The following is a 26,996-nucleotide window of genomic DNA, read 5'->3' as shown; positions in this document are numbered from 1 at the left end:
AAAAAATATTTAAAAAGCTATCCATTCTATACTTCTTACGACTTCATGTAAACTAATGGTACTCTAGAGTATCGCAGGAGTGTGAGCAATCAGAGAAGAGAAAAGGAGGATGACGAGCCTTGTGCTCGTCATTCTTCATATAGAGGAGGGGGCTATTATTGACAAGTTCCGAAGATGATGGATCCTCAATCCGTTATATTTTTCGTATAATACTCAATAATATCTTTTCGGCGAATGATGCCTAGGAAGGTACGGTCATCGTCAACTACCGGAACGAAGTTTTGATCAGCTGCTAATGCAAGCATATCCTCCATTTGGGCATTAATAGAAACACATTCGTTATAAATCCGTTTCTTGATTTCATGAACGGGTACTTGCTGCAGGTTATCAAAACTGAGTCCAGACGTGTTCTTTAGCTTCCACAGCATGTCGCCTTCCGATAACGTTCCCACGTATTTTCCTTCGTTGTCTATAACTGGAAGTGCCGTGTAATGGTGAAATTCTAGTTGTTCAATAGCTTCCTGCATGGAAGCGGAGGAGACGATAAAGGCCACTTCATCTTTGGGTAGTAAAAAAAAGCTTATTTCCATCGTCATGTGCTCCTTTGCTCTGAAATTTGTAAGTCTACATTATTATTAAAACATATTTTACAGTATTATGTGTAGTTATGCGATTTTTCATCTCTCACCATGTTTATTGGCATATTTGAATTTGATATTTCCGTGCTTTTCTCCGAATTCCTCAATGTCCGCTGCAGTTTGTGTTCCTATTAGGATATCTGACATGATGCCATTGGAACGGAACCAGCCCAGTCTGCGTTCCTGCTCGTGGTAAAAAAGAGCACAAAACGGATGATAATAAGTATCCAGCGCTTGAAAGGTTGGGAAAAATGCTTGCTCTGCCAACGCTCTTGCTTGAAGTGAAGAAACCAATTGGCCCTTCAATCTGCCCTTTGCGGAATTTTTCATATGACTAATTGCAAAGACAGAAGCAACAATCATAGTGTTTTCGCAAAATGATTCCATACAAGGCTCCCAAAACCAGTTCCCATCATCCAAGAACATAATTTGCCTTTTATCCAGCGATAATGCAAAAGGTTCTTTTTTTCTCATGCGAAATACAATATTTCCTTCCTCCATATAGATCTGGTCAATCGTTAAATAACGATCTCTCTTTTTTACATCTCCATCGGCTGTCAGCCGTTCATCATTACCCACAGTATGGTAAAATACACGCAATTCTTTTGGCAGAGATATTCCTAACCTTTCTTCCGCTTCATCGATTTGTTGTTCCGTGCAGCCGTAGGTAATATCATCACCGTGAACAATTCTGCTCAAGATCAATAACCATTTTTTCATGTTTTCAATTTCTTCATCCGATGAGCCATGATTTTGGTATAATTGAGGCACGCTGTCTTTATTTAGAACCTCACTTAGATAATAAGTACCGGAGAATACTTTTTTTCCACAATTATCTACTCTATAAGTACCGGATTGAATGGGATCTTCCATATAAATTCCTCCTATTTTCTGATTTTATTCTTACCGCAACAGCTGCAGCTTTTGTGCTGCATTCCAGGCCTGACTGCGGGAGTGACTCCAAGCTTCGCATAAATGCGAGAGAGGTATACCCTGACTGTCCCCTCTGATAATGCAAGCTCCTCCGCGATTTGCTTATTGGAGGCCCCATCTCGGATTAAATATAACATGTTTAATTCGCTTGGGGTGATCGGCTCGACCAAAGCGGAAGCAGGAGAGGGAGCATTCATTTCCTTTTTTTGAGTGAACAAACCAATTAGCTTTCGTACGTATGTTGCAGATACCTCTTTCAGTTCCGATGAATGGATTGTGTGGCTTCTGTGTTGGACATACAATTGAAGCAGCTCCGCCATCATGCTGCCTTCGTCAAGAAAGCTCCTTACATAGCCATTCGCTTCGCCAATAATCAACGCTTCATGTATATAACGCAGCGCGGCCGATTTTTGTCCCCTTTGATGTTCGATAAGAGCTTGCAGGATTGAAATCTCTACTATGCTTGATAACTGACATTCCCTTGCTGATTGAGGCTTGAGCCGCTCCAGTAGTCGGAGAGCTTCCGAATATTTATGCTGCTTGCTCAAAAGACGCACCAAGGTGATGTATTCGAGCTCTCTACTATAGGTTGGCATATCATTTTTGGGTATATGGAGTAAGATTATTTCTTTCTTAGCCTGTGCAACCGATCCTTCCCATAAATAAATTTGAATTTTGAAAGCGCGCAAAAACAAAAGCCAATTAAGTTCGCTAAGCTTCGCGGCTGCTTCAATCGCTTCGTCTACCGATTCATGAGCAAGCTGGACTTGCCCATCTGCCATGAAAAGCCGGTCCTGCATGATTCGATGTGGCACAAAGAGCCCTGGTGTGTGGGTGGTACTCATGGATTTTCCGATTTGGTGCAGAAGCGCCCGGCAATCAACCAATCGATTCCATTCATAAAACCCTTCGCACATCGACTGTTTCACATACAGGTTAATCAGAGAGTTACCCCAGCCATGCGACTCAAGAACACGGGTAAACCGTATGCCGACCAACTCTGCATCAGGTGAGAGTTCTCCTTTAAGGGGTCCCCTCACGAAACGGAAATAATCGTACGCTAAGAGTAACTGACTGGACGTAGCGGCCTGAACTTGCCAGGTGCTACCTGCTTGCTCTGTTGCAATGTGTAGTCGCCAGTCAGGTTGATGTGTTCCCATCCGAGTGGTGATAGGTGTTGTAATAGGTTGTCATCAATCGATCGTCCGCGCGTTCTTAACGCTTGTATCGCTCGTTCCAAGTAGACTGTATTCCACAGTACAATGGCTGCTACCACCAGATTGAGGCCGGAAGCACGATAGCGCTGATTCTCGAAACTGCGGTCACGCAGTTCGCCCAGTCGGTTAAAGAATACGGCGCGGGCTAGAGCATTCTTGGCTTCACCTTTGTTCAGGCCAACCTGTACCCGGCGGCGCAGTTCAACATTTTGTAGCCAATCCAGCGTGAAAAGTGTACGCTCGATACGTCCTAATTCCCGAAGCGCCATAGCTAGTCCGTTCTGACGAGGATAACTGCCCAACTTTCTAAGCATCAGAGAGGCGGTAACGGTGCCCTGTTTAATCGACGCTGCTAAGCGAAGAACATCGTCCCATTGAGTACGGATGTGTTTTACGTTGATGCCGCCACCGATCAGGCTTGCCAGCGTTGGGAATGCTTTTATGTCTCCGTGCACATATAGATTTTTGTCTTTGAGGTCGCGGATGCGCGGTGCAAAGCGGAATCCTAATAGTTGCATCAGGCCAAAAACATGATCAGTAAAGCCTGCTGTGTCGGTGTAGTGTTCTTCAATGTGTAAATCCGACTCGTGGTACAGCAGACCATCCAGTACATGAGTCGCATCGCGTACAGCGGCATTGATGACTTTGATGTGAAATGGTGCATATTGGTCTGATATATGTGTGTAGAATGTGACGCCCGGCGGCTTGGCCTGTGCCGCCAGCCCGGAACCACTGACCGACTGATGATGAAGTCGTGCCGTCTCCCCACCAAGTACTGTAGGATTGTTGGGACTGCGCGTTGATCACTTCGGCCAGCGCCGCCGAGTAGGTTTCATCGCGGATATGCCATGCCTGTAACCAGGACAGCTTGGCGTAGGTCGCGCCGGGGCAGGATTCCGCCATTTTAGTCAGTCCGAGATTGATCCCATCAGCGAGGATTGCAGTCAAAAGCAGATTTCTATCAGCGACTGAATCGTTGGTCTTCATATGGGTGAAGTGACGCGTGAAGCCAGTCCATCCGTCCACTTCCAACAACAGATCGGTAATTTTCAAATGTGGTAGCAACGCATACGCTTGACGCATCAGGGCATCTGCTTTTTCTGGAACCGCGTTGGTGAGAGGGGTGATTTTGAGTCCACTGTCTGTAATGGCAGCATCCGGCAGCTCGTTCCAGTAATTTCAGCCGCTCTTCAAGGAAGCGTTCACAATCGATGTCTACGGCTAAGCCAAGCTCTTGGCGTTGACGTTGATCTGTGAAGCGTGGTATCGGCAATAGATACTCCTCGAAGTCCTTGAACTGGCGTGATCCCTGCACCCAAATGTCACCAGAGCGTAGAGCGTTCTTCATCTCCGTCAGCACGCAGAGTTCGTAGAAGCGACGGTCAAGGCCGTCCTCTGTGCGGACAACGTTTTCCCAGCGCTTGCGAATGAAACTCGTCGGTGCATCTTCTGGCACCTTATGCACTTGACGTTGATTCATGCTCTTAAGTAATTCCACCCCTTCCAGAATGTCACGTGCGGCTGGCGCAGCTTTGAGTTGAAGCGATTCCAAAAGTGTTGGAGTAATGCGGCGAAGCTGGCTGAAACCGTCACCGATCAGCGGAAGATAGTCGAAGTCTGCGGGCTGAGCCAATCTTTCTGCTTCTGTGACGCTCTCGGTAAATACCTGCCATGGCAAGATGGATTCAATGGCCGCAAACGGATCACCTCCACTTTGTTTGGCTTCCAATAGTGCTCGACCGATGCGGAAATAAAGACGCAACTTGTCGTTGATCGCCTTTCCCGACTGTTGAAAGCGATCGGTGTGATTTCGTTTGGCTCGGTTGAATAGCATCCCGAGTATACGGTCGTGCATATCTATGATTTCGTCGATAAGTGTGGCTCGGGTATCGTGTACGACAGCGACCAAAGTAGCGTAGCGGCGGGTGGATTCCAGATCTCGCAGATGCTGCGAGGACATCTGGCTGCCCTCTCTGGCGATTTTCATTAACCGATTCTGATGAACGGTACGTACCAGACCATCTGATAATCCCAAGGTTCCAATAGTTCGCAGCCGTTCGATATGTGCCATGACATGTTTGGCATTCGGAACGCCCGGTGGCTGCCGTAGCCAAGTCAATGAACTGGTCATGGTGCCCTCACGAACAGACAACAGATTGTCCAGCATTTTCCGTAGGTCTGCGGACAAGGACTCAGTTAATGCCTCGTATACATGCCGGATTCCACGGGTGAGTGCTTCTGCGCACACCCTTTCGATCACATCGATGGTCGGTACAATGATATGTTGTTGGCATAACATATCCAGTAATGCCGTTGCCAACACCATGCCTCGGTCAGTCTGCTGCGCGAGTTCGGAAAGATGATGGACGAACTTACGGATATGAGACGTCCCGAATGGAGTCACCCCAAGCCAAGCTTGCAATTCCAGCAAGTGTTCGCGCCGGGTTTCAACCCGCTGAGCGTACTGCGGCCATAGACCAGGATCGAGGTGCAATTGCCGTGCTACGAAGAATAAAAGCGCCTCTGACGGTTGAGTATTTGTGGGCAACACGCAGCCGGGGTAACGCAGGTAGCACAATTGAACGGCAAAGCCGAGGCGGTTGTGCCCACCGCGATGCTGCTTGATGACGGATAAATCCGGCTCACTTAAGGTGTAGTGCCGGATAAGCTCATCTTCGGCAGTTGGAAATGCCAAGAGGGAGGCACGTTCGGTTGAGGTGAGGATGCTACGACGCGGCATGTTTAGTCTCCCCTCAGATATTGATACAACGTCTCACGACTGATGCCATAGGTCATCCAAGTTGCGAGCAAGACGATCCATGCTATGTACCACCACTATATCTCCTTCACGAACAAACGCGAGTAACGCTTCTAATTGCGGTCTTTGCGTATCTTTACCGGATGCTTTGTCCGTAAATAGCCGATCTATCTGAACTTGTTCCAATTGTCGTTCTGGATTTTGCTCGAAGCTGCTTACCCGGACATAACCAATGCGTTGACCCTTCATAAAAAGCTCCTCATCCCAATAGTGTCAGGAATAAGTCTATAACCCTTTGCGGAATGAGTCAATTAATATTAATTACTATCCTATTCTGACGCTTTTCAAGTGGTCTTCTGACGTCAGTTTGAGGTATAGTTTATTATGACAAGCAGACTAGGGGGATTAAGCTAACGGGAGTTTAGTGGAATAGAGGAGGCTTAACTCAGCTGGGAGACCGCATCGCTGGCAGTGATGCGATCAGGGGTTCGTTCCGCGCTGAGCTTGGTAGTATAATGATGGGAGCAAATATTTGGGAAGAAGGAAGGGCAAATGAAAAAGATATTGATCATAGATGATGAAGATGACCTTCGAAAACTCCTGAGGGATTATTTTGAAGTAAACGGGTATTTTGTATTGACGGCAAAGGACGGCAATGATGCGTTGCGGCAAGTTGAAAAGCAACCGGACATTATTTTGCTGGATATCAACATGCCTGAGATTAACGGTCTTGACGTATGCAGGAAGATCCGGAGTTTTGTGTCCTGCCCCATTTTATTTCTTACCGCACGTGTAGAAGATGCGGATAAAATAAACGGTTTTCAGGCTGGAGGAGATGATTATATTCAAAAACCGTTCAGCATCCATGAACTAGGCGCCAGAGTGGATGCCCATTTACGCAGAGAAATTCGAAATCAAAAGAAATCTTCGGTTAAATTTAGCGACGATCTGGTCATAGATTATTCAGAGCGAGCGCTTTACTGTAACGACATACAAATTTATTTGGCAAAAAAAGAGTTTGATATCATAGAGCTTTTGTCAACACATCCTGGAATGGTTTTTGATAAAGAACGTATTTATGAACGAGTATGGGGAACGGACGAAGAAGGTGACAGCTCCGTGATCGCTGAGCATATCAGACGCATTCGATCTAAAATGAAAGAGCATGGTTGCGAAAACAAGGTAGAAACCGTCTGGGGTGTAGGGTATAAATGGCGAAAATAATAAGCTATCTTCGACTGAAGAATATGACCATGCTGCAATCCTTCATTGCATTAAATTGCGTGTATTTAGTCGCCGTTTTAACAGCCATTGTGTTCGAATTCGAATGGGCCGATCGGATTCGGCGACGCTTTGCCGATCATCCTTCCGGAAACGATTGGGTTCTAACTGCTCAGATTATCGCGATGTTGTTGACGATCGGAGTCGGATTAGTCTTGATGGCCAGCCTCTTTTATAAACTGAAATTGAAAAAACCTCTGGAAATCTTGATGAGCGCATCGGAGAAAATCTCGGCGAACGATTTGGGGTTTCAAGTTTCCTATGACAGCAGGGATGAAATGAGCGACCTTTGCCGCGCATTTGAAAAGATGCGCAGCCAACTGGAAAGCAATTTTAAAGCCCTTTGGCGCTCGGCCGAGGAACGCAATCAGATAAGTGCCATTTTCGCTCATGACTTGAGAACGCCGTTGTCAATCATGAAAGGATATTTCGAGTTTATAAACAGCTATCTGCCGCAAAAAAAAATATCCGAGGAAAAACTTCTGGACACGATTAAAACGATGGAATCTCATATATTGCGGATGGAGCGTTATGTAGAGGCCATGAGCTCGATTCAGAAGCTGGATGATATACCGATAAACAAACAGGAGATTGAAATCGACACACTCATCGCCTTACTGGATGACGGCGCCAGCCGGATTGCAGACTTAAGAGGTAAAACCTACGACTCGTGCAGGAATGCGGATTCGACAAGTTTGTTTGTCGATCTGGATCTCGTTATGCAGGTTTTTGAAAATATGATAGCAAACGGAGTTCGATATGCTTTCAGTCAAGTGAAAGTCGATTACCTTGTTCGCAACGGCTTCTTTTCCATAACGGTCACCGATGATGGCCCAGGGTTTTCCAATGAAGGGTTGCTGAAAGCCGTTCTCCCTTTTTATCGGGGAGAGGCGCCGGAAGCCAATGAGCATCATGGGTTAGGGCTTTACACTAGCAAAACACTGTGCGAAAAGCATCAGGGAGGCTTACAGGTTGCAAACAGTTCCCGTGGCGGCGGAAAAGTAACCGTAAGCTTTTTATGCCGAGTTGATAAATAGTTGATATTTAAGGGTTAGCATTTCCTTATCTCAATATAAGGAGTGCTGATCAATAAAATGACTGTCGTGTATAAAAGTATCCTCGCTTGTTTAATTTGCATGCTTCTGGCGGTGTTTATTTCCGTATTTCCTGCAGCAGCTGTTGAAACTCGAGGTAAAACAGAGATCGTGGCTGAAATTGATAATTATGTAAAGAAAACCATGAAAGTTAACCATATTTCCGGTGCATCTCTTTCAATCGCGTATGGGGAAGATGTGTTCTACACGCAAGGCTACGGTGAATATTCCGATGGAAGAAAAATAACCACTAAGACGACCTTCCCGATTGCCTCTTTGAGCAAATCCATAACAGCATTGGCTGTATTGCAGCTGGCGGATAAAGGACTTATTGACCTTGATGCTCCGTATGTCTCATACTTTTCAAACATCTCTCCCACGGACGAACGTGTCAACCGCATCACGATCCGGAACTTACTCAATCAGACAAGTGGTCTTAACGATAAAGTGAATCCCGACATGACGAAATCCGCTCAATTCCAAGCGTTACAAGAGATCAACGCCTCTATGAATACGGTAAAGCTTGCCGCCGATCCGGGAACGAAATACTACTATCACAATCCAAACTACCAATTCTTAGCACTTCTCGTTGAGCGGATCAGCGGGCAACGTTTTTCCGAGTATCTCTATGATCATATCTTTGCGCCAGTCGGGATGAAAGACACCTTCAACGTCAGTACCACGCAACAAATCATTGAGAATCCTGCCATTCCTCAGGGGCATTATCTGTTGTTAGGAAAGTCGATAAGAAAAGCCGAACCGTTATGGTTTATTGACGGTCCCGCCGGTATTATTTCAACTGCAGAAGACATGGCAAAATGGATGCTAGCTCAATATAATGGCAGTCTTCTTGCCCCAGAGCTGATGGAACAATACCATACAGCCGGACAGAGCGGCCCGTATGGTATGGGTTGGCTTGCAGAAGAGGATGGACATGAAGGCCGGACGATTTCCCATAGCGGAATTTTCTGGACGTATAAGGCGGAAGAAACGATATTTTTGGATCAGCAGCTAGGCATCACGATGATGTTTAACTCCGGTTTAAACACTTTTGTCGATTATTCAGCTTTTGTCGACGGGATTGCAGGGATTATAAAGGGTGAAAAGGCGGAAACTTCTATCTTTAACAGCAGAAACATCGAGGCGTTTATTATTGTGCTGGTGATTGCGACGATTCTTTGGGGTGTATATACACATTTTCGTATCAATAGGAGCAAAAAGGGCATCACGACCGGAAAATTGATTCTTTCATCGGTCGGGACACTGTTCCCTATCTTGATTCTCTTGTTTCTGTCACCACTAACAACATTTATTGGCGGTGGGCGAGTTTTGCCTTGGTTCGGACTATGGACCACCATGTCATCACTGATTATATGGCTTGCTGTAATATCGCTGGTGAATATAACGAATTGGGTATGCCGTTTCAGATTGTATTACCATGCTAAGAAGAGGAGTAATTTTGAAACTGACGCCCGATGAAGTCGCGTGCCAAGAAACACACTAGATCATGGGGTGGGTTAAACGAGGGACGGGTAACGTTAGTTCAACGAGTTCTAGCTACCCGGTTACGAAAACCGGATTCTTTTGTAGAATAAAGGGTCCGGTTTTTTCATGTAATTGCTTAGCGTACGATTTTTTCCGTTTCGTGAGGTGACCCCTTTAAGTCCTATAGGGGTTCGTTTTACAAGAGGTTCAGTTGAATTATAGTTAAAATTATAAAACACCCCAGTATCAGGCAACATACCTTCTTCAATTTCGTCCACAAATAACTGCCACTCCTCGTAATTCCCAATAAAGAAAAGCAGATTGGATTTGAGGAACAAAATCCCGCTTTGAATGTGCTTGTGTCTTTCCGTATTATCCACAGTCTCAACCTGTTGTTCAATGGCTCGCAATTGCACAGCAGCTCGTTCAGTCTGACCGGTTACTGTTAAAACAAAAGCGTAAATAAGAGATAATTCCGGAAAATAAGTGGTTTCTGGCAGGGCGATCTCAAACCAACGCAGCAAGTTCGTAAATTCTCCCCGCTTTAAGATGTTTGCAATGTGTGTCTCCAGTAAGCTTTCGAGAAGAGAATAATCTTCAGCTGCTAGGGGCATGATCGATGGCTTCATCGATCATGCCCCTAGCAGCAAAGCTCTGGCTCGCTATACGGTTTGTCTCAAGCCACCCGGCAGGATCGCTGCGCTTAATCACATTGCTAAGAAATTCAGCAAACAAATGATGGTAGTGAAACCAGACGCCTTGATCATCTAGCGGGCTCATAAAGAGGTTCAAAGCTCTAAGTTGTTCGAGAATTTGATTGCTATTCGATTGTTGGGTGACAGTGTTGAAGATCAAAGCGTCCATCCGTTCAAGAACAGAGGTGTGCAGTAAGAAATGCTGGATGTTGGCAGAAAGCTTATTGAATACTTCATCAAATAAATATTCGGACACGCTTCTGTTGTTTCCCTTAAACCCCTCAATAAAATGGTCGCGATTCGTATGAGAGCGAAGAGAAAGGGCTGCCAATTGAAGCCCGGTGATCCAGCCTTCTGTCCGATCCAGCAATTTTTTGAGATGCTGAGCGGAAAGAAGCGGGCCGACTGTCTCATGATAGAAAGACTCGATCTCTTCCATCGTAAATTGTAGATGTAGAGCATTAATATTGACTTGCTCTTCTCTTGCAATCCATTTGCTCGTTGGAAGAGGAAGATCGGTTCGGCTTGCTACAATCATATGAACGCTATTTGGCAAATAATCGATAAAATAAGATAAACTGTCGTGAATTCGCTGATTGTTAATTGCTTGGTAATCATCAAGTATGAGGACAAGCGGATGGGATAAAGTACACAGTTCGTTAATTAAGGCATCAAGGAATGTATGAATCGATACTGTAGGTAAAGCTTGAATAAGCGACGTGATTCGTTTCGTAGTGTCGGCAGGGAAGGGACCGGCCAGGGCGTGAGAGATGTAACGCCAAAATCTGACCGGATCGTTATCCGTTACGTCTAGAGAAACCCATACGGCGAGATGGTTGGTCACGCGAGCCCACTGGCCTATAAGCGTTGTTTTCCCATATCCGGCTGGCGCGCAAACTGCAGTTAATCTTCCATGCAAGCCCTTGGTAATAGCGTTTATCAGCCGCTTGCGATTTATTAAGTTTTCTCGGGGTACGGGAATACTTGTTTTTGTTTTTAATAGAATATGTTCGTGTATGGGGTTCATTGTTCCTCCGAGATTCCGGCAAAATTCTTTTGCTTTCAGTATACAACACATGCTATTTTTTTGTCGGAAAAACAGGACATAAAGTTAACATTTGCAAATTGTTTTCAGATTTTCTTATGCTAAAATAGGGCCTTGATACGGTTTATAGATGCGCCCTTGGACTTTCCGTATCGGTGGGATTTGTTAAAAGATAATAATCGGAAGTAAATCAAACAAGTGTGAGATTAGATTGGCCAATGGCCACAGCGAATGTCGGTGTGACTGGGTATCGAATATATCTTGACGATAATCGTGAACCTGTCTTTGAGACAATTACCGGAAATGTCTATTTGCATACTGTAGTGAATTTAAAGCCAGGTACAATCTATACCTTTATAGTCAAGGCGTATAATTCAGCGGGTGAAAACTCAGGTTTGATCAGCCAAGCCACAACCGTAGCGGATAAAACGGAGCTTAATGCTAAGATTACTGAAGCCAGCCCCATCGTCTGTCAAGTTCAGCGATCTTGCTAGACATTGGGCAGAGGTGCATATTCAGCAAGCTCTAACAGCGAAATTGATTAGCGGTTATTCTGATCATACCTTCAGACCGGACAATTCAATTACCCGGGCTGAGTTTATTGTGATGCTAATTCATGCACTAAAGCCCAAAGCACAAGGTGTACCGTTAACGTTTACGGACCATGCCAAAATTGGCACGTGGGCACAACAAGAATTGGTATACAAGTATGCCGAAGCGCAAGCAGGAGACAAGCCCTCCAACTTCCCCAAGCCCCTAAATATATAAAGAAAAAGACTGTTATTACCCCAATGAAGAAGCGGGTAGAACAGTCTTTTTTTCTGGGTAAAAGCTCAAATTAACGTTTAAACCCTGTTATTTGTTGCTCCGCTATTTGGACAAGTCTGCGTGTGATGTGACCACCTATTGCTCCTGCATCACGAGTAGCCATGTTTCCATAATAACCATCCTGCGGAATTTGGATGCCCAATTCTTGAGCAACTTCATATTTAAGTTGATCAAGTGCCTGTTGAGCTTGTGGAATGAGCAACGTATTACTACTTCTTCTTCTTGCCATTAGTGTATCACTCCTATCTGGGGTATAAGGGTATTGTGCAAAGTTCTTTGTCAATTTATACATTTGAAGGGAAAAATATTTTGTTATCTCCAAATGGTAGCATGTATACCTTGTTTTCTTTCCTGGTGAACTCGAATCGATGCTTCGTCTTGATGCCTCGCAGTAAGGGGATGCCGTATAAAGCGGATAAATGAATTGTAGGATTAAGTAAGGAAACGTGTATAAGTTTAAATAAGCAAATAACATTTTTGGGAAGGGCACCTTATAAAAGTGAAGAGGTGTCTTTTTTAGCAAAGGTAGATGAATAATCTTATGCTCCATACTTGTGCAGGACAGTACTAAATAATTGCAACAATTTTGTCAAATTTGCGTGCTTGTTCGCTATTGTATCTTGGACTTTGAATCCGTATAATCATCTTTATTAAATCAATAATGAACAGGTGATTACTTATGCAAATCCTGAAGGATGAGGTTAGACATAATATTGTTCAAGCAGCCTTGTCAGAGTTCAAGCGGGAAGGTTATCTAACTGCATCTATGCGTCAGATTGCCAAGTCAGCGGGAATTACAAGCGGAAATGTCTATCGCTACTTCAAGAATAAGGAAGAATTGTTCGACGCAATTGTAGGTCCTGTCCATGAGCAATATGCAGCTTACATGCAGGAAATCAGCCAAGAAATCGAGCATAGCAGGACGAGAGATGCTCCGGAGATACTTAGCTATTTTCGAAAAGTCGAGGGCACGATTGTTGAATTGTTCAAATCCTACAGCTCGGAGCTCATGATCCTTCTTAATCGAAGCGATGGGTCCAAATACGAGAAGGTCAAACCGGAACTGGTGGATCTTGCTTTCAGTATTCTGGATAAAGTAATTGTAATCAAGAAGTCGGGTCAAGCTCGGCAGCTCCAGGAAGGGATTACGCTTGCCAGGATGCTGGCGGCTACGATTGTGGAGGGAATCTGTCTCATTCTCAGAGATAACGAAGAAGGTGATACGTTAAAGCGATTAATTGATCAATACATGCATGTATATTCCGAAGGCATTGCTGCCTTGTTGGGACAAATGTAACCTGGGGGGACTCTAACATATGAGGACAATTATTAAATGGCGCTGGGCGATTCTGATCATCTGGCTTGCAGCTACGACTGTGTTGACTGTATTCCAACCGGATGTCAACGCAATTTTGCATGAACGGGGTCAGGATCCGCTAACTGAGGATAGCCCATCCAAGGTGGCAAGCAAGCTGCTCGGGCAGATGAACGAAACGAGCGGAACGAATAATATTATCATATTTTTCGATGAGGATAAGCTCTCGGATGAAGATATGAAGCAGATTGGAGCGGGAATTGAGAACTTGAAGGCCAACGAGGCCAAGCTTGGTCTCAGCCAGCTGATCGATCCCATCACAACACCGGAAGCCAAGTCCTCCCTCATCTCCGAGGATGGTACGACCTTGATGGCCAGCTTTATTCTAGACAAACAAGGTCAGAGCGTTGACGATATACATGCCGAGTTTGAAGAAGTGCTTAAGGGAGTAGATGTTCAGTATTATTTAAGCGGCGAAGATTTTATCCAGAATGACTACATCAAGGCCTCAACCGAAGGTGTGGAAAAGAGTGCGATCTTAACGGTATTGTTCATTCTGATCGTGCTGGTAGTCATGTTCCGCTCCTTAGTCATTCCCTTCGTTTCTCTGATTGCGGTCGGTATTTCCTATTTGTGCTCAATGGGCATTGCCGCGCAGATTATTGATAAGTTCGATTTTCCCATCACGAGTGTGACACAGATGCTGCTAGTCCTCATCTTGTTCGGTATCGGGACGGATTATAATATCCTCTTGTTCAACCGGTTCAAGGAGGAATTGGCGCACGGCAGCTCAGTAGATGATGCAATCGTTACTTCCTACCGGACTGCTGGAAAGACGATTGTATACAGCATATTGACAGTATTCATTGCTTTTGCTGCACTTAGCTTCTCAGAATTCGGAATATACAAATCAGCGAATGTCGTAGCGATTGGTGCAATTGTGTTATTATTGGAAATTCTAACGTTGACTCCTTTCATTATGAAGGTGCTGGGAACAAAGATGTTCTGGCCCTCTAAGAAGGTTGGTGGACATAAGGAGAGTAGGTTCTGGGCGAATCTGACTGCTTTCTCCGTGAAACGCCCAATTGTCACAACGGTTGTTATCATTATATTACTTATTCCAGCACTACTGACCAGCGGGCAAAAGTTATCGTTCGACCAACTCGCTGAGCTGGGCGATGATCATCCTTCTACCAAAGGGTTCAGTATCGTAGGTGAACACTTCAGCCGCGGCCAGGCACTGCCAACAACTATTGTTGTTTCAAGCGATAAGCCGATGGATAACAACGATGCTATGAGCACCATAGATAAGCTCACAAATGAGCTCAAGGCGGTCGAGGGCGTCAACTCTGTAGCTAGCGTAACACAGCCACAATCTGAGCAGATTGAGGATTTCTACGTAAGCAGCCAGACCGAGGAAGTGAGCAAGGGAATCTCGGCGACCCAAGATGGCGTAGACCAGATCAAGAGTGGCATCGGTCAAATGCAAGAGAAGCTAGTCGTGCCCGACTTCTCGAGTCTAGATCAACTCGTGGACGGAACGGATAAGGTGCAGCAGGGTTATGTGCAGATCACGGATGCATTGAATCAAGTTGCCAGCGGGATTGGCCAAGGCGCAGATGGTGCCGGGGATTTAAAGACTGGAATTACGAAGCTTGCTGGAGGTCTTAAAGAGATAGCCTCCAATACTTCGCAGCTTAGCAAGGGGCTTGACCAGCTGCAAAAAGGATACCTAGATGTGGCTTCCGGTTATGAGCGGGTGTCAGGTGGTATTCCGGCTTTGGAACAAACACTTGCTGGAATGAACACGCTCATCGATACATTAGGAACGAAGCATAACGAATTAAAGGACGACGAAGATTATCAGGTATTGAAGCAGACGGGGGAGGGACTTTTATCTGGCTTAGCTCAGCTTAGAGGGGGTCTTGACCAACTCAATGGCAATTATGATAAGCTTAATAAGAATTTCTCCCAATCAACCAATGGACTTGCTCAAATTGCTGCAGGTCAGACGCAATTGGTTTCAGGATTAAACAGCTTGGAAGCTGGAGCTGCGGAGCTGTCAACGGGCTTAAAGCAAGGAAGTGCAGGCAACCGTGAGATTGCGGCCAATATGCTGAAGCTGAACGCCGCTTTGGTTGAAGTGAAAAGCGGGCAGCAGAAGCTGAATGCAGGCTTAGCGGAACTGTCCGGCGGCATGGTTCAACTGAAGGATGGCCTAGGTAAAAGCGGTCAGGGGCTTGGTGACATCTCCGATGGCTTGGGCAAAACAGGGGATTTCCTGAAGCAGCTTAGCGGCACTAAGACATTCTTCATTCCACGCGAGGCGCTGGAGAGTGAAGGCTTCCAGCAGGCGCAAGACAATTTTATGACTAAGGATCGCAAGATCACAAAGATGATTGTTATTCTGAAAGATGATCCGTATTCGCCAGCAGCTCTGGATACAATCGAGCGGATCAACTCGACCATAGACAGCAGCCTGAAGGGCTCCGTACTTGCGGGTGCGACATTCGGCGCTGCAGGTCCGAGCTCAACAACGTATGATACGAACAAAGCACAGATCAAATCCTTCAACAGCACGGCGATTATCGTAATCATCGGAGTGTTCCTGGTATTGTGGTTCGTTATCCGGGCGTTCTGGCCATCTGTATATATCGTATTGTCACTGCTTGCTTCTTATTACGTGGCTATGAGCGCATCTAACCTGGTTACAAAATATGTAATCGGAGCGGACGGTGTTTCCTCTTTTGTACCGTTCTTCTCATTCATTGTTATTGTGGCGGTCGGTGTAGATTATAGTATATTCCTCATGATGAGGTACAAGGAGTACGGGGATATTGCACCAGGTGAAGCGATTGTCAAGGCAGCCAGAAGTGTCGGCGGAGTCATTATTTCTGCGATGGTCATCTTGGGAGGAACGTTCGCAACGTTGATTCCTTCGGGACTCATCTTGCTGATAGAGCTCGCCGCTGCGGTTATAGTTGGCCTGTTGGTGCTCTGCTACATCCTGCTACCGATGCTTGTGCCAGCATTAATGGTATTACCAGATGCATTAAAGAAGAAGAAATAGAAAGATCGAATCTCGCCCAACGCACTCTTTAGTGCTCTAGGGCGAGATTTTTTACAATAATTCAAAGGTTCAAAGCCAATAAAACGATTATTCGTTGGATTTATTTAATGATTAGTGATCAACATTTGCATACAATCCAAAACAGGCTCCCGAAAAAGAACCGGTAATTCTGCGAAAAAATCTTCTAAATGACTACCTTTATCTCACAGATTATGGTAAAATAATAATATAGAACGCATGTTCCCTTTGTGGGCATTGTTGGAATGTAATACATGATTAATTTAATAAAATTTAAGAAAGAAGTGAAATATTTTGAGAGTAACTGAACTTAAAGAGATGAAGTTAGTTGGACTACGTGTTGTTTGTGAAGGTGATCAATATGTTAATGAAATTCCCAGAGCAGCAATTACTTTAAAAAACGGTCTTAAAGAAATTAAGGAAGTTGTAACCCCAACAAGATTAATAGGAGCTTTTATTGTAGGAGACTTCACTGATGAAGAAGATGGTTATTGGGTATGTGTTGAAGTAAAGCAGTATAATGAAATACCTGTTGGTATGGTTTTTTTAACGATACCTCCACAAAAGTATGCAGTAATCAAACATAAAGGACCTAATTATAAAATTAGGGATACGTACGAAGTTTTGCATAAGTGGATTGATGAAAACAGATTTGAACGAATAGTTAGATCATGGCATCTTGAAATATCAGATGAATGGGGTAGTAACAATTCGACAGAAGTAGAAGTTGAACTTCACGATACAATTAAATGAAAATAAGTTGACTATAAGAATTCTTTACAAAATTTTTCATAAGTGAATGTGATATAGTAAAAGAACGTTTACATAAGGGGGATTCTTTTAATGGTTGATGTTTTTCCGTAGCAGATATTATTGTCGATCAAATTAAGACTCAATACCCGCAAGATGTTGATATTGTTGGAAACTATGGATCGTATTTGCAGGGTAGGGATCGGATTTGGACTTCTTCTTTATACCGGCCACGGAGAGAGGAAGACAAGTAGAGTTGCAGTTTATAATCGATGGTATAAGTTTTGATTTCTTGCCAATCGGATGGGAACGTGCGGGAAGAATGGCAACATCTGAGAGTGGAGTACGACCATTATTGCAGACTGTGAATTATTATATGTCCTATTGTCGAACGCAGGCCCAAGAGATTGCTGTTTCCGCATTTAAATCACTTGCCTTGTTGAACCAAGCTTACTATACACGTATGTGGGGCCATTTCCGTGAGCAGGTCATGAATTTTCCGATTAAGCCAGATCAACTGGATCCATATCTGGACACAATTATGTTCAGCCATTCTAAAGATGAAATTATGTCTGCGTGTGAGCAACTGACTAAAGATACTCTTAATCTGATTTCAGAACGCAAAAATAGACTAGAAGGAATTCGCTCTTATAAAGATCGAATGAAGGGTTACTACGAAGAGGAAAAAGGAATGCTAAACAAACTCTTGACTGCTTGCGAAAAAGGTCATTACGAAACAGCATTTTTCGTTGCTATTGGCGTACAAGATGGTTTGTCCCGAGCATTGTACGCAGCCGAAAAAGGACGCTGGCCTGGTATTTTGGATTCGGGGAAGTATCGAGAGTTTTATTATCGGTTTGGGTATCCAGATCTCGTCTCTCTTCTTGATCCAACAGATTTTGAGCCATCGCGGTTAGCTGTTGTGCACCTTATAGAGAAGCTAGAGGAACATTTATGTTCAGAAGATGTATCTTTGAACCAGTTCGACTCTGTTGCTGAATTCGAAACATTTATTAAGAACAGAATTTGATCACTAACGGTTGCATGTTGACTGATTACAAATCAGAGATCAATGGCTTGGAGGACGATGCGATGAATAAGGTGGAAATTAAAGTGTTTATCGATGAACCCTGGCAGAGGGAAGCAGTAGAGGCTGTCGCAAGTCGGTTTGAGACCAAGAACCCGGAAGTGAGTGTACTCATCGAGGTTTTCCAGGGTGGTGAAATTCGTAATGCGCTTTACACAGGAGAATTGAAGGCGGATCTCGTCCAGCTGTTTAATGGTGATATTGCGGATGCCAATCGGGATGGTTTGCTTCTGAATCTACAACCATGGATGGAAGCTGATGGTATGGATGCTATATTTCACTCTTCAATCCTTCAATTTTTGCGAATGGATGGGGGCATCACTGCAATTCCGCTGAGTGCTACAATGAAGGGCTTTTTTTACAATAAGAAATGGTTCGATAAAGCTAGAATTCCGTATCCGGAGGGAAACTGGACATGGGACGATTTTCTTGAGACGGCCCTACGGTTGCAAAGGGAGAATGTAAACCTAGATGAGGAACGGTTTGCTGCCCGCATCTCGTTCCATCGTGAATATTTGGGTCTCCTATTGATATCCAAGGGTACGGATTGGACATCTCCGGACCGAACCCGTGCTTCGGGATATACGAACAGCCTGCAAGCTATCGAAGTAATCATGTGGGCAAATGATTTCGTCCGCAAACACCGCGTGGCCCGTGCAACTCAGGATTACTTCACAAGCACTGATTTGCTTGAAAATAAAACCGGTATGATCTTAGATTATTTCATCATGCTTCATGAAAATCAGCCGCTATTAATGGACGATCTTGGCATAGTGGGATTACCATACTTCCGTGAAGGTCAAAGAATAAATGAACCATGGATTTGCGGATTCGGCATCTCATCCCGTACCAAACACCCTGAAATAGCCTGGCGTCTGCTACACGAATTAACCTGTACAAACAATGAGCTTACCCAGATAGTGACACAAGGCTTTATTACACCGCTTCGCTCGGTGTATTCAGATGTCGGTCATGATCTAGATCCGATGCGCGGTGTGGTACTGGCAGAAATGGCATATGGCAGCAAACTTCCGTTGTCAGCCACGTCAAGTTACTACCAACTGCTGGATGAGTATGTCAATCCTGCGTTGGCTCGGATTGTATTCGAAGGTGCTGATGTAAAAGAGACGCTAGATGAACTGGCATTGAAGCTTGATCAAGGGTTGGTGAACCTGCAAAAACAGCCTGTGTAAATCAGGCTAACAATTGAAATGCAATCCACCAAATGGCCAAATCCATTTGAGAAGTCCCCGTCACCATCCAAAATTTGATGCGGACTAGTGTTCCATACGGGTTTCTTTTTATATTCAATATAGCACCGGCTCTCTGAATATTATTAAAAATATTCAGAATGTTGGTGTTTTTTTAATAATAAATGTAGTGCGGTTCTAAAAAGAAGGATCAAACAACTGCCGTTATTCCATTATTTTCAATTATTGGTGTAATGACTATAAATCTTATTATTTTAATATTTTTCATATAGTAATCTCTATGTTAGCATATTTGTATAGAAGGAAAAGGAGTGATGTCGATGCACCGCCTCCTCATGATTGTATTTGTTGTCCTGCTTACTGCGTGTCATATCACGCCCAGTTCCTCGCAGAATTTGCCGAAAGAAACGCAAACTAAAGAAAAGAAGGTGGATACGATGAACCAACAACTGATTTATTCAGCAGAAAAAGGAGACATCGAAAGCGTTCTGAACCTGCTTGAAGACGGCGCAGACATCCATGCAACCGATGGACGCGGAAGAACAGCCGTACTGGCAGCGACTTATAGCAATGAGGTAGATACGGTAAAGGCACTTATCGAAAAGGGCGCGGACATTAATGCTCGTGATAACAACTTAAATAATGTTTTCTTGTATGCCGGAGCCGAAGGAATGCTCGAAATTGTAAAACTAGCCATTGATGCCGGGGCTGATACAAAGCTTACGAACCGGTTTGGAGGCACGGCTCTTATCCCTGCTTCAGAACGTGGACATGTTGAAGTGGTTAAAGAACTTCTTACTCGTTCGGATGTTGATGTCAATCATATCAATAATTTGCATTGGACGGCATTATTAGAAGCAGTAATTCTAGGTAACGGTGGAGAGAAGCATCAAAAAATCGTACAACTACTAGTTGACCACGGAGCAAATGTCGATATTGGCGATAAAGAAGGGATAACTCCTTTGCAGCATGCTCAAAAACGCGGGTTCCTGGAAATTGAAAATATTATTAAAAGTGCTTCTTTTGGCAAGGTCTCTTAAACAATTTCATGATGCCAATCATCTAACAACATTCACTATGTAAAATTTAGCTCAGTTAACAATGAAGCGGGTCTATAAGTTAAGGTTTACTTTCGAAGTGAAATTCGGCTCCTTCCAGAGGTCAATTCTAAATCCTTACTGTAATTATGCAAAATCCAGTAAAGTACGATTATTTACTGGATTTTGTTATGTGAAAATTTGTTATACGAGATTTTGTTCTACAAAATTAGAGGATGCTCATAAAGGAAGAAATTTGTAGCAAGGGATTGCCAATTAACGATATATCGTTTAGTATAGAAATCAATACGATATATCGTTAACGAAGGAGAGTATGAAATGTCCAATGAATGGCGGTCAGAGGAACGATTATTTTTGCATCATAGCCAGGAAAGGGACGCAAATGGTTCAGGCAAGCGATTTTTCAGCCGAGGAGGAGTGAAATATGCATTGCTGGAGCTGCTTGAGCAGGAAAGCATGCATGGCTATCAAATGATGAAAGCGATTGAGGAGCAGTCCGGGGGCACCTATAAGCCGAGTGCAGGATCCATCTATCCTACTTTGCAGATGCTGAGGGATCAAGGGTTTGTGGAAGCCTCCAAGCAAGATGGCAAGAAGGTATTTAACATTACGGATAACGGCAAAGCTTATTTGCTGGAAGAGAAGGAAAATGCCGCTGTCGGGTCTGATCGCAGGGAGTATGGCTTTGTTGAAGAGGAGGCCGCCCCATGCGACCGGAACAAGCCGAACCGGCGGCTGACACCAGCCGGCAAGGAGCTGCTGCATTTGTTGAAGGCGGCGGAGCGTGCTGTCGTGAGTGATAGCAGCAAAGCCGTTCAATTGCGCCTCATTCTCGATAATCTGCGGATATCGCTACGCCAGATAACGGCTGAAGCGATTATCAATGGCAGTGAGGATGACGAGGTATGAGCAATAAGGGCGACTCCGCTCGGAGTTTTCATCAAGGTGGCGGTATGGGAGGGATGAGGAGATTCGGAAGCGGTGAGAAGGTAAAGCCTGCGAGCATATACAGTATGTTCGTGCGAATATATACACATGCCCGGACGCAATTGCCGCTGCTTCTCGCTGCTGTTGTTTGCGTCATCATGATTTCTCTGCTGGAGTTCATCGTGCCTCAGCTAACACGCTATACCATTGATGAGATTATTCCCAACAAGCTCTTTAATAAGCTGTTCCTTATTATGTGCGGCATTCTGGGATCGGCCATAGTGCTCGGTATCCTGCGTTATATTAGTGCCTCTCTCATGGCTTCTATCGGCCAGAGAGTACTTTACAATCTGCGAAATGATTTATATCGCCACATGCAAAGTCTGGACGTTTCTTTTTTTGACCGCAATCGTACTGGTGATCTGATGTCCCGGGTTACGAATGACGTAAGCATTCTACAGCAAATGATTTCCTCCAGTATGATGCAATTATTTACCGATTTTTTCACCTTTACGGCGATCGCAATTTATATGCTCTGGATTGATTGGAAGCTAACGTTACTGCTGCTTGCTACTTTTCCGTTTATGATTTTGACGACCCGAATATTTGCGAAAAGAATGCGCTCCTCGTTCCGCACGGTCCAGGAATCCGTGGCGGATGTGAGTGACCATTTGCAGAACACGCTGACAGGTATACGTCTTATTAAAGCATTTACAGCTGAGTCTTACGAGTCGGAGCGTTTCTCCCAGCGGACCAAGCGGAATATGGATGCGAATATTCAGGTGACTCGCTTGCGAGCCGCTTATGAACCTATAATTGATTTTCTTAATTTTCTAGGCCTCGCTATTGTACTTGTGTTTGGTGCGTGGCTGGCTATGAAGAATCAGATGACGATTGGAACGATCGTTGCTTTTATTGCCTATTTGCGACTCTTGCAAAATCCGGTGCGTCATTTTAGCCGAATTATGAATACCATTCAACAATCAGCTGCTGCTTACGAACGCATTATGGAAGTTTTGAACACGGAGGCGGAAATCGTTGAGAAGCAGGGCGCCATCAAGCTGCCGCCAGTGCGCGGGCATATTGTGTTCAATCAGATTGATTTTGCTTATTCCAGTGATACTAGCGTTCTGAAAGATTTTCATCTGGAACTGGAGGCAGGTAAGGTGACTGCACTTGTGGGATCATCCGGTTCAGGAAAAACTACGATTGCGCATCTGATCGCCAGATTCTATGATCCTCAGTCTGGAGAGATCACGATTGACGGTTATTCACTTAAAGATATTACGCTGGCCTCGCTAAGAGAACAAATTGGCATCGTATCACAGGATATCGTATTGTTCAACGGTACGATTGAGGAGAACATCAGGTACGGCAATCATCATTCGACAGATGAGGAAGTTATAGCCGCGGCTAAAGCGGCAAATGCATCTGGCTTTATCGATTCGTTCCCACAGGGCTACCATACGCAAATCGGCGAGCGGGGAGTGAAGCTCTCTGGCGGACAGAAGCAGCGGCTTTCTATTGCAAGGGCCATTCTGAAAAATCCCCGGATTATTATTCTGGATGAGGCTACTGCTTCGCTTGATACCGAGTCAGAGCAGCACATTCAGGATGCTTTGGCACAATTGCTGCCAGGCCGAACTTGTCTCGTTATAGCACATCGTCTGTCAACGATTCAACAGGCAGATCAGATATATGTGCTGGAGCAAGGGCAGGTTGTAGAGAATGGAACGCATAGTGAACTGCTGGACCATCAAGGGCGTTATCATCAGCTTTATGAGCTGCAATTCCCACAAACGGATGCATCGCAATAACAATTATTGACAATAGGAAGTGGTCGCTTTTTGAAACCAAAACGAATATTGGCCGACTTTTTTCGGAAAACGTGGTATGTGTACCTGATCTCTATTTTTTTTCATCTGATTTCTAATGCCATTCATGTTTTTTATCCAAAGGTCTTGGGTGAGTTTACAGATACGCTGCAAAGCGGAGGCCTGACCAGTGAATTGGTTGTCGATTACAGCTGGATGCTGCTTGTAATTGGCATTGGTCATGTATTGTTTAACGGATCGGCTATGTATTTGATTATGTATGTGGGCAGAAGGTTTGAATTTATCGTGCGGAGAGGACTGTTCCTGCATTTTACGGAAATGGGCGAACGCTTTTATTCGAAGAACGGTGTCGGTAAGCTGCTGAGCTACTTCATGAATGATGTAACTGCGGTTCGTGAGTCGATCTCCATGGGGGTCAACTCGACGGCGAATGCGACAATGCTGCTTGTAGCGGCTGTTACGATGATGCTTGTTAGTCAAATTCCCTATTATTTGATTTTAGCCTCCGTATTTCCGCTGCTGCTCATTCCAGTTATTGTTGTATACCTGGGTCCAATCATTAGAAGACGATCGCTTGAGGTGCAGGAATCGCTTGGCAGGATGACGGAAACGGCGGAGGAGCAGTTTGGCGGCATTCGGGTAACGAAGAAATTTGCGGTGGAAGACATTATGAACGAACGGTTTGGTCAAACCGTAGAAAAAATTCGCGATAATCAAGTGCGGCTCGTACGCGTTTCGTCTTTTTTTCAGGCGTTGGTTCCTTTTCTTGGAGCTGCGGCATTGATTATTGCGCTTGCCCTCGGTGGCTATTTGACGATAACGAAACAGATTACACTTGGTAAATTTGTCGCTTTGACGCTTTATATTAGAATGATGATGAATCCACTCCAGCAAATCGGCAACGTCATTAATACGATTCAACGCTCGCGCGCTTCACTGGACCGCTTGAATGGCCTGCTGTCACAGCGGCCGGAAATTGTGGAGCTTGAGAATGCGAAGGAAGCAAACTTCGGTGATGCAGACATTACTGTTCGTAATTTGTCATTTGCGTACGATCCAGCCTCCAGTCCTGTTCTTAAAAACATAAATCTGAACATTAAGGCGGGAACGACGTTAGGGATAATCGGCCGCACTGGCAGTGGAAAGACAACGCTTATGAAGCTGCTTCTGCGTACTTATGATCCGCCTCCAGGAACCATATGGTATGGAGAGACGGATATCAGAGCGTTGAAACTTGAAAGCTTGCGGACTCAGATTGCTTACGTACCGCAGGACGGATTTCTGTTTAGTACGACGATCAAGGAGAATATTGCTTTCTCTGATAGCACGCTGGATTTTGAAACGATCGAGGCTGCCGCGAAGCATGCCCAAATTTATAACAATATCGTTGATCTGCCTAACAAGTTTGAAACGCGGCTGGGAGAGCGGGGCTTAACCTTATCCGGTGGACAGCGTCAGCGTACCAGTCTGGCTCGCGGGATTGTCAAGAATGCTCCGGTTATGCTTCTTGATGATAGTGTAAGTGCTGTGGATGCAATAACGGAGAAGGATATTATTGAAGCGATCCAAATAGACAGAAGCCATAAAACGACGATTATTATTGCACACCGTATTAGTGCGATCAAGCATGCTAATGAAATCATCGTGCTTGATGATGGTGTGATTGTTCAGCGGGGCACACATTCGGAGCTGCTCTTACAGCAGGGACTCTATGCGACGCTGCATGCCATACAGGAGGAGGGAAGTCCACATGCGACCGGCACAAGCGATTAACAATTGGCAGGCAGATCAGAAGGCTGATCCTAACATGCCGGAACAGAAGCCCGAGTATGTATCGGCTTTCCGGGCGCTGTCTGGCTACGCAAGACCGCATTTATGGTCATTTATTGCTGTAATTGGCTGCACATTAATTGCTATTCTTTCTGATTTAATGCAGCCGTTTTTAATAAAAATAGCGATAGATGACAATTTGCTTTCCGGCAAAAACGATTACAAAGGCCTGCTCGCAATTTGCGGCATTTATTTGGGACTGGCGATATCCAGTCTGTTATTTACATACCTCCAAAACAATTTGCTGCAAAATATTGGTCAAAGCATCGTGGCACGCATTCGCAAACAGCTGTTCGGTCATATTTTGAAGCAGTCCATGCGATATTTCGACCGGATGTCGAGCGGCAGTCTGATTACACATGTCTCTAGCGATACCGAGGCACTGAACCAGTTCTTTAATCAAGTGCTGCTAAGCCTGTTCAGGGATGGATTTACACTTATTTTCATTATTGTTCTGATGTTTCAGCTGGACACCCAGCTTGCGCTGTATTGTCTAATTTTGCTGCCGATTATATGGGGGATTGCAGTTGCTTTCCGCTCCTATATGAGAACGACGTATCAGCTTGCCAGAACGAGATTATCGCGTCTGGTGGCGTTTGTAGCGGAGAACCTGTCGGGTATGAACCTTGTACAAGTGTTCCATCAGCAGAAGGAGCAGCAAAAGCAGTTCGATGAGCGGAACAGCTCGTATTTCAAGGCGAATCTTCGGGAAATTGGCACGAATGTAATATTTGGCCGTACCTTTGATATTCTGAGCAACCTCTCCATTGCATTCGTCATTCTGGCCGGCGGGAACTCAGTGCTCGACAAGCAGCTTGAATTCGGCGTGCTGTATGCATTCGTCACATATATCCGCCAGTTTTTCCAACCCATTAATACGATTACCCAACAGTGGAATACGCTGCAGTCTGCTACTGTCGCCGTAACAAGAATCTGGGGCGTATTTGCCAATAAACCGGATATTACGGATCGCGATCATGAGCCGCTGGATCTGCACAATTTGGAGCTGGAGGATGAAGCGGACGAACGTCAGGCTTCGCTGTCGAACCTGAATCTGGAGAAGGTGAAAGGACGCATCGACTTTAATCACATCTCGTTCTCCTATGAGGAAGGGGTACCGATTATTCGAAATCTCGATCTGCATATCAAATCCGGCGAACTCATTGGCGTCGTAGGTACGACAGGTGCTGGAAAAAGCTCATTAATCAGCCTGCTGTGCCGCTTCTATGATGTGAAGGAGGGGAGCATCCGGATTGATGAGACAGATATAAAGGACATTCCGCAAGCGACCCTGCATAGATTAGTCGGGCTTATACAACAAGAGCCGTATCTGTATTCGGGCAGCATTATTGATAACGTAAGAATGTTCGACGAGTCGATATCCCCCAAAGAGGTTATTCGAGCCTGCGAGTTTGTCGGTGCGGACAGCATTATTAAAAAACTAAAAAATGGGTATGAATCACAGCTGTCCGAGCGAGGCAGCGGCCTGTCCGCCGGTGAGCGTCAACTGATCTCCTTCGCGCGAATAATCGTCTTTAAGCCGAAGGTTCTAATTCTGGATGAGGCGAGCGCCAATCTGGATTCCCATACAGAGCAGCTGATTCAACATGCACTACAGATCGTATCGCAGGGCAGGACGACGATCGTTATTGCGCATCGGCTGTCCACTATTATGCAGGCAGACCGGATTATTGTGATGAGTCATGGTGAAATTGTGGAGCAGGGCAGTCATCAGGAGCTGCTGGAGCTTGAGGGGCATTATAAAGAGCTGTATGAGCATTCGCAAGGCCATTCGTAATCATAGGAGGTTGGTAAAATAAGTCTAGTAGCTAACAATAGTGAAGGATAGAGTTTCCATCAGCATTATCGAAGAGAATAGACATATGAGGTTAAAGCCATAGATGCTTGCGGTCTATGGTTT

21 protein-coding genes and 2 pseudogenes are annotated in these 26,996 nt (G+C 44.9%); 15 read left to right on the top strand and 8 right to left on the bottom strand.

Features of this window, described 5'->3' with window-relative positions:
• Window positions 1–185: 185 nt before the first annotated feature.
• From J2Z66_RS13675 to J2Z66_RS13655, 5 genes and pseudogenes are all read right to left on the bottom strand, one after another.
• Entirely contained in the window at window positions 186–590 is a 405-nt protein-coding gene (locus J2Z66_RS13675; RefSeq protein WP_209971996.1) for a CBS domain-containing protein, read from the bottom strand.
• An 87-nt stretch (window positions 591–677) separates the two neighbouring features.
• Window positions 678–1,511, bottom strand: coding sequence for an SMI1/KNR4 family protein (locus J2Z66_RS13670; RefSeq protein WP_209971995.1), 834 nt, complete (start codon window positions 1,509–1,511; stop codon window positions 678–680).
• Between the two features lie 11 nt (window positions 1,512–1,522).
• The gene (locus J2Z66_RS13665; RefSeq protein ID WP_209971994.1) at window positions 1,523–2,488 is read right to left on the bottom strand and encodes a LuxR C-terminal-related transcriptional regulator; all 966 of its coding nucleotides are present in this window, start codon (window positions 2,486–2,488) and stop codon (window positions 1,523–1,525) included.
• A 143-nt stretch (window positions 2,489–2,631) separates the two neighbouring features.
• A pseudogene (locus J2Z66_RS13660) lies at window positions 2,632–5,528 on the bottom strand (Tn3 family transposase).
• Window positions 5,529–5,561: 33 nt separating this feature from the next.
• Entirely contained in the window at window positions 5,562–5,795 is a 234-nt protein-coding gene (locus tag J2Z66_RS13655) for a recombinase family protein (RefSeq protein WP_245375525.1), read from the bottom strand.
• Window positions 5,796–6,098: 303 nt separating this feature from the next.
• Between J2Z66_RS13655 and J2Z66_RS13650 the strand changes: the two genes are divergently transcribed.
• Genes J2Z66_RS13650 through J2Z66_RS13640 form a run of 3 tightly spaced genes read left to right on the top strand, consistent with a single transcriptional unit; the run spans window position 6,099 to window position 9,400 of the window.
• Window positions 6,099–6,770, top strand: coding sequence for a response regulator transcription factor (locus J2Z66_RS13650; RefSeq protein ID WP_209971993.1), 672 nt, complete (start codon window positions 6,099–6,101; stop codon window positions 6,768–6,770).
• Complete coding sequence (locus J2Z66_RS13645) at window positions 6,758–7,864, top strand: HAMP domain-containing sensor histidine kinase (RefSeq protein WP_209971992.1); 1,107 nt, start codon at window positions 6,758–6,760, stop codon at window positions 7,862–7,864. Before J2Z66_RS13650 ends, J2Z66_RS13645 begins: the two co-directional genes overlap by 13 nt.
• 57 nt (window positions 7,865–7,921) lie before the next feature.
• A complete protein-coding gene (locus tag J2Z66_RS13640) occupies window positions 7,922–9,400 on the top strand; it encodes a serine hydrolase domain-containing protein (protein WP_209971991.1) in 1,479 nt (492 codons plus the stop codon).
• Between the two features lie 86 nt (window positions 9,401–9,486).
• Here the strand turns inward: J2Z66_RS13640 and J2Z66_RS13635 are convergent, their stop codons facing one another.
• Window positions 9,487–10,035: a hypothetical protein gene (locus tag J2Z66_RS13635; protein WP_209971990.1), complete on the bottom strand. Its 549-nt coding sequence runs from the start codon at window positions 10,033–10,035 to the stop codon at window positions 9,487–9,489.
• Window positions 10,004–11,128, bottom strand: coding sequence for a winged helix-turn-helix domain-containing protein (locus tag J2Z66_RS13630; protein WP_209971989.1), 1,125 nt, complete (start codon window positions 11,126–11,128; stop codon window positions 10,004–10,006). Before J2Z66_RS13630 ends, J2Z66_RS13635 begins: the two co-directional genes overlap by 32 nt.
• A gap of 212 nt (window positions 11,129–11,340) precedes the next feature.
• Between J2Z66_RS13630 and J2Z66_RS44070 the strand changes: the two are divergent.
• Window positions 11,341–11,640, top strand: a pseudogene (locus tag J2Z66_RS44070) (fibronectin type III domain-containing protein); the annotation flags it as partial.
• On the top strand, window positions 11,585–11,914 hold the full coding sequence (locus J2Z66_RS13620) for an S-layer homology domain-containing protein (RefSeq protein ID WP_209971987.1): 330 nt from the start codon (window positions 11,585–11,587) through the stop codon (window positions 11,912–11,914). The pseudogene J2Z66_RS44070 and the gene J2Z66_RS13620, both read left to right, overlap by 56 nt.
• A 70-nt stretch (window positions 11,915–11,984) precedes the next feature.
• On the opposite strand, the gene J2Z66_RS13615 is transcribed toward J2Z66_RS13620, so the two are convergent.
• Complete coding sequence (locus J2Z66_RS13615; protein ID WP_209971986.1) at window positions 11,985–12,203, bottom strand: alpha/beta-type small acid-soluble spore protein; 219 nt, start codon at window positions 12,201–12,203, stop codon at window positions 11,985–11,987.
• 450 nt (window positions 12,204–12,653) lie between these two features.
• Between J2Z66_RS13615 and J2Z66_RS13610 the strand changes: the two genes are divergently transcribed.
• From J2Z66_RS13610 to J2Z66_RS13565, 10 genes are all read left to right on the top strand, one after another.
• Window positions 12,654–13,271 (top strand): TetR/AcrR family transcriptional regulator, encoded by a 618-nt coding sequence (locus tag J2Z66_RS13610; RefSeq protein ID WP_209971985.1) that lies wholly within the window; start codon window positions 12,654–12,656, stop codon window positions 13,269–13,271.
• A 19-nt stretch (window positions 13,272–13,290) separates the two neighbouring features.
• Window positions 13,291–16,359 (top strand): MMPL family transporter, encoded by a 3,069-nt coding sequence (locus J2Z66_RS13605; RefSeq protein ID WP_209971984.1) that lies wholly within the window; start codon window positions 13,291–13,293, stop codon window positions 16,357–16,359.
• A 312-nt stretch (window positions 16,360–16,671) separates the two neighbouring features.
• Window positions 16,672–17,130 carry a GyrI-like domain-containing protein gene (locus J2Z66_RS13600; RefSeq protein WP_209971983.1) on the top strand — a complete coding sequence of 153 codons (459 nt, stop codon included), beginning with the start codon at window positions 16,672–16,674 and terminating at the stop codon, window positions 17,128–17,130.
• 253 nt (window positions 17,131–17,383) lie between these two features.
• The gene (locus tag J2Z66_RS13595; RefSeq protein ID WP_245375524.1) at window positions 17,384–18,157 is read left to right on the top strand and encodes a kanamycin nucleotidyltransferase C-terminal domain-containing protein; all 774 of its coding nucleotides are present in this window, start codon (window positions 17,384–17,386) and stop codon (window positions 18,155–18,157) included.
• 62 nt (window positions 18,158–18,219) lie between these two features.
• Window positions 18,220–19,407, top strand: a complete 1,188-nt coding sequence (locus tag J2Z66_RS13590; protein ID WP_209971982.1) for an extracellular solute-binding protein — start codon at window positions 18,220–18,222, stop codon at window positions 19,405–19,407.
• 338 nt (window positions 19,408–19,745) lie between these two features.
• Entirely contained in the window at window positions 19,746–20,465 is a 720-nt protein-coding gene (locus tag J2Z66_RS13585; protein WP_209972195.1) for an ankyrin repeat domain-containing protein, read from the top strand.
• A gap of 336 nt (window positions 20,466–20,801) precedes the next feature.
• Complete coding sequence (locus J2Z66_RS13580; RefSeq protein WP_209971981.1) at window positions 20,802–21,392, top strand: PadR family transcriptional regulator; 591 nt, start codon at window positions 20,802–20,804, stop codon at window positions 21,390–21,392.
• Window positions 21,389–23,227: an ABC transporter ATP-binding protein gene (locus J2Z66_RS13575; protein ID WP_245375523.1), complete on the top strand. Its 1,839-nt coding sequence runs from the start codon at window positions 21,389–21,391 to the stop codon at window positions 23,225–23,227. Before J2Z66_RS13580 ends, J2Z66_RS13575 begins: the two co-directional genes overlap by 4 nt.
• A gap of 30 nt (window positions 23,228–23,257) precedes the next feature.
• On the top strand, window positions 23,258–25,018 hold the full coding sequence (locus J2Z66_RS13570) for an ABC transporter ATP-binding protein (RefSeq protein WP_209971980.1): 1,761 nt from the start codon (window positions 23,258–23,260) through the stop codon (window positions 25,016–25,018).
• Window positions 24,996–26,873, top strand: a complete 1,878-nt coding sequence (locus tag J2Z66_RS13565; RefSeq protein WP_209971979.1) for an ABC transporter ATP-binding protein — start codon at window positions 24,996–24,998, stop codon at window positions 26,871–26,873. The genes J2Z66_RS13570 and J2Z66_RS13565 overlap by 23 nt, the downstream gene beginning before the upstream one ends.
• Window positions 26,874–26,996: the final 123 nt, after the last annotated feature.

This window comes from Paenibacillus eucommiae (assembly GCF_017874215.1).
Lineage (GTDB): Bacteria > Bacillota > Bacilli > Paenibacillales > NBRC-103111 > Paenibacillus_AI > Paenibacillus_AI eucommiae.
The sequence above is the reverse complement of the archived record's forward strand: the minus strand, read 5'-3'. Positions and strand labels throughout refer to the sequence as shown.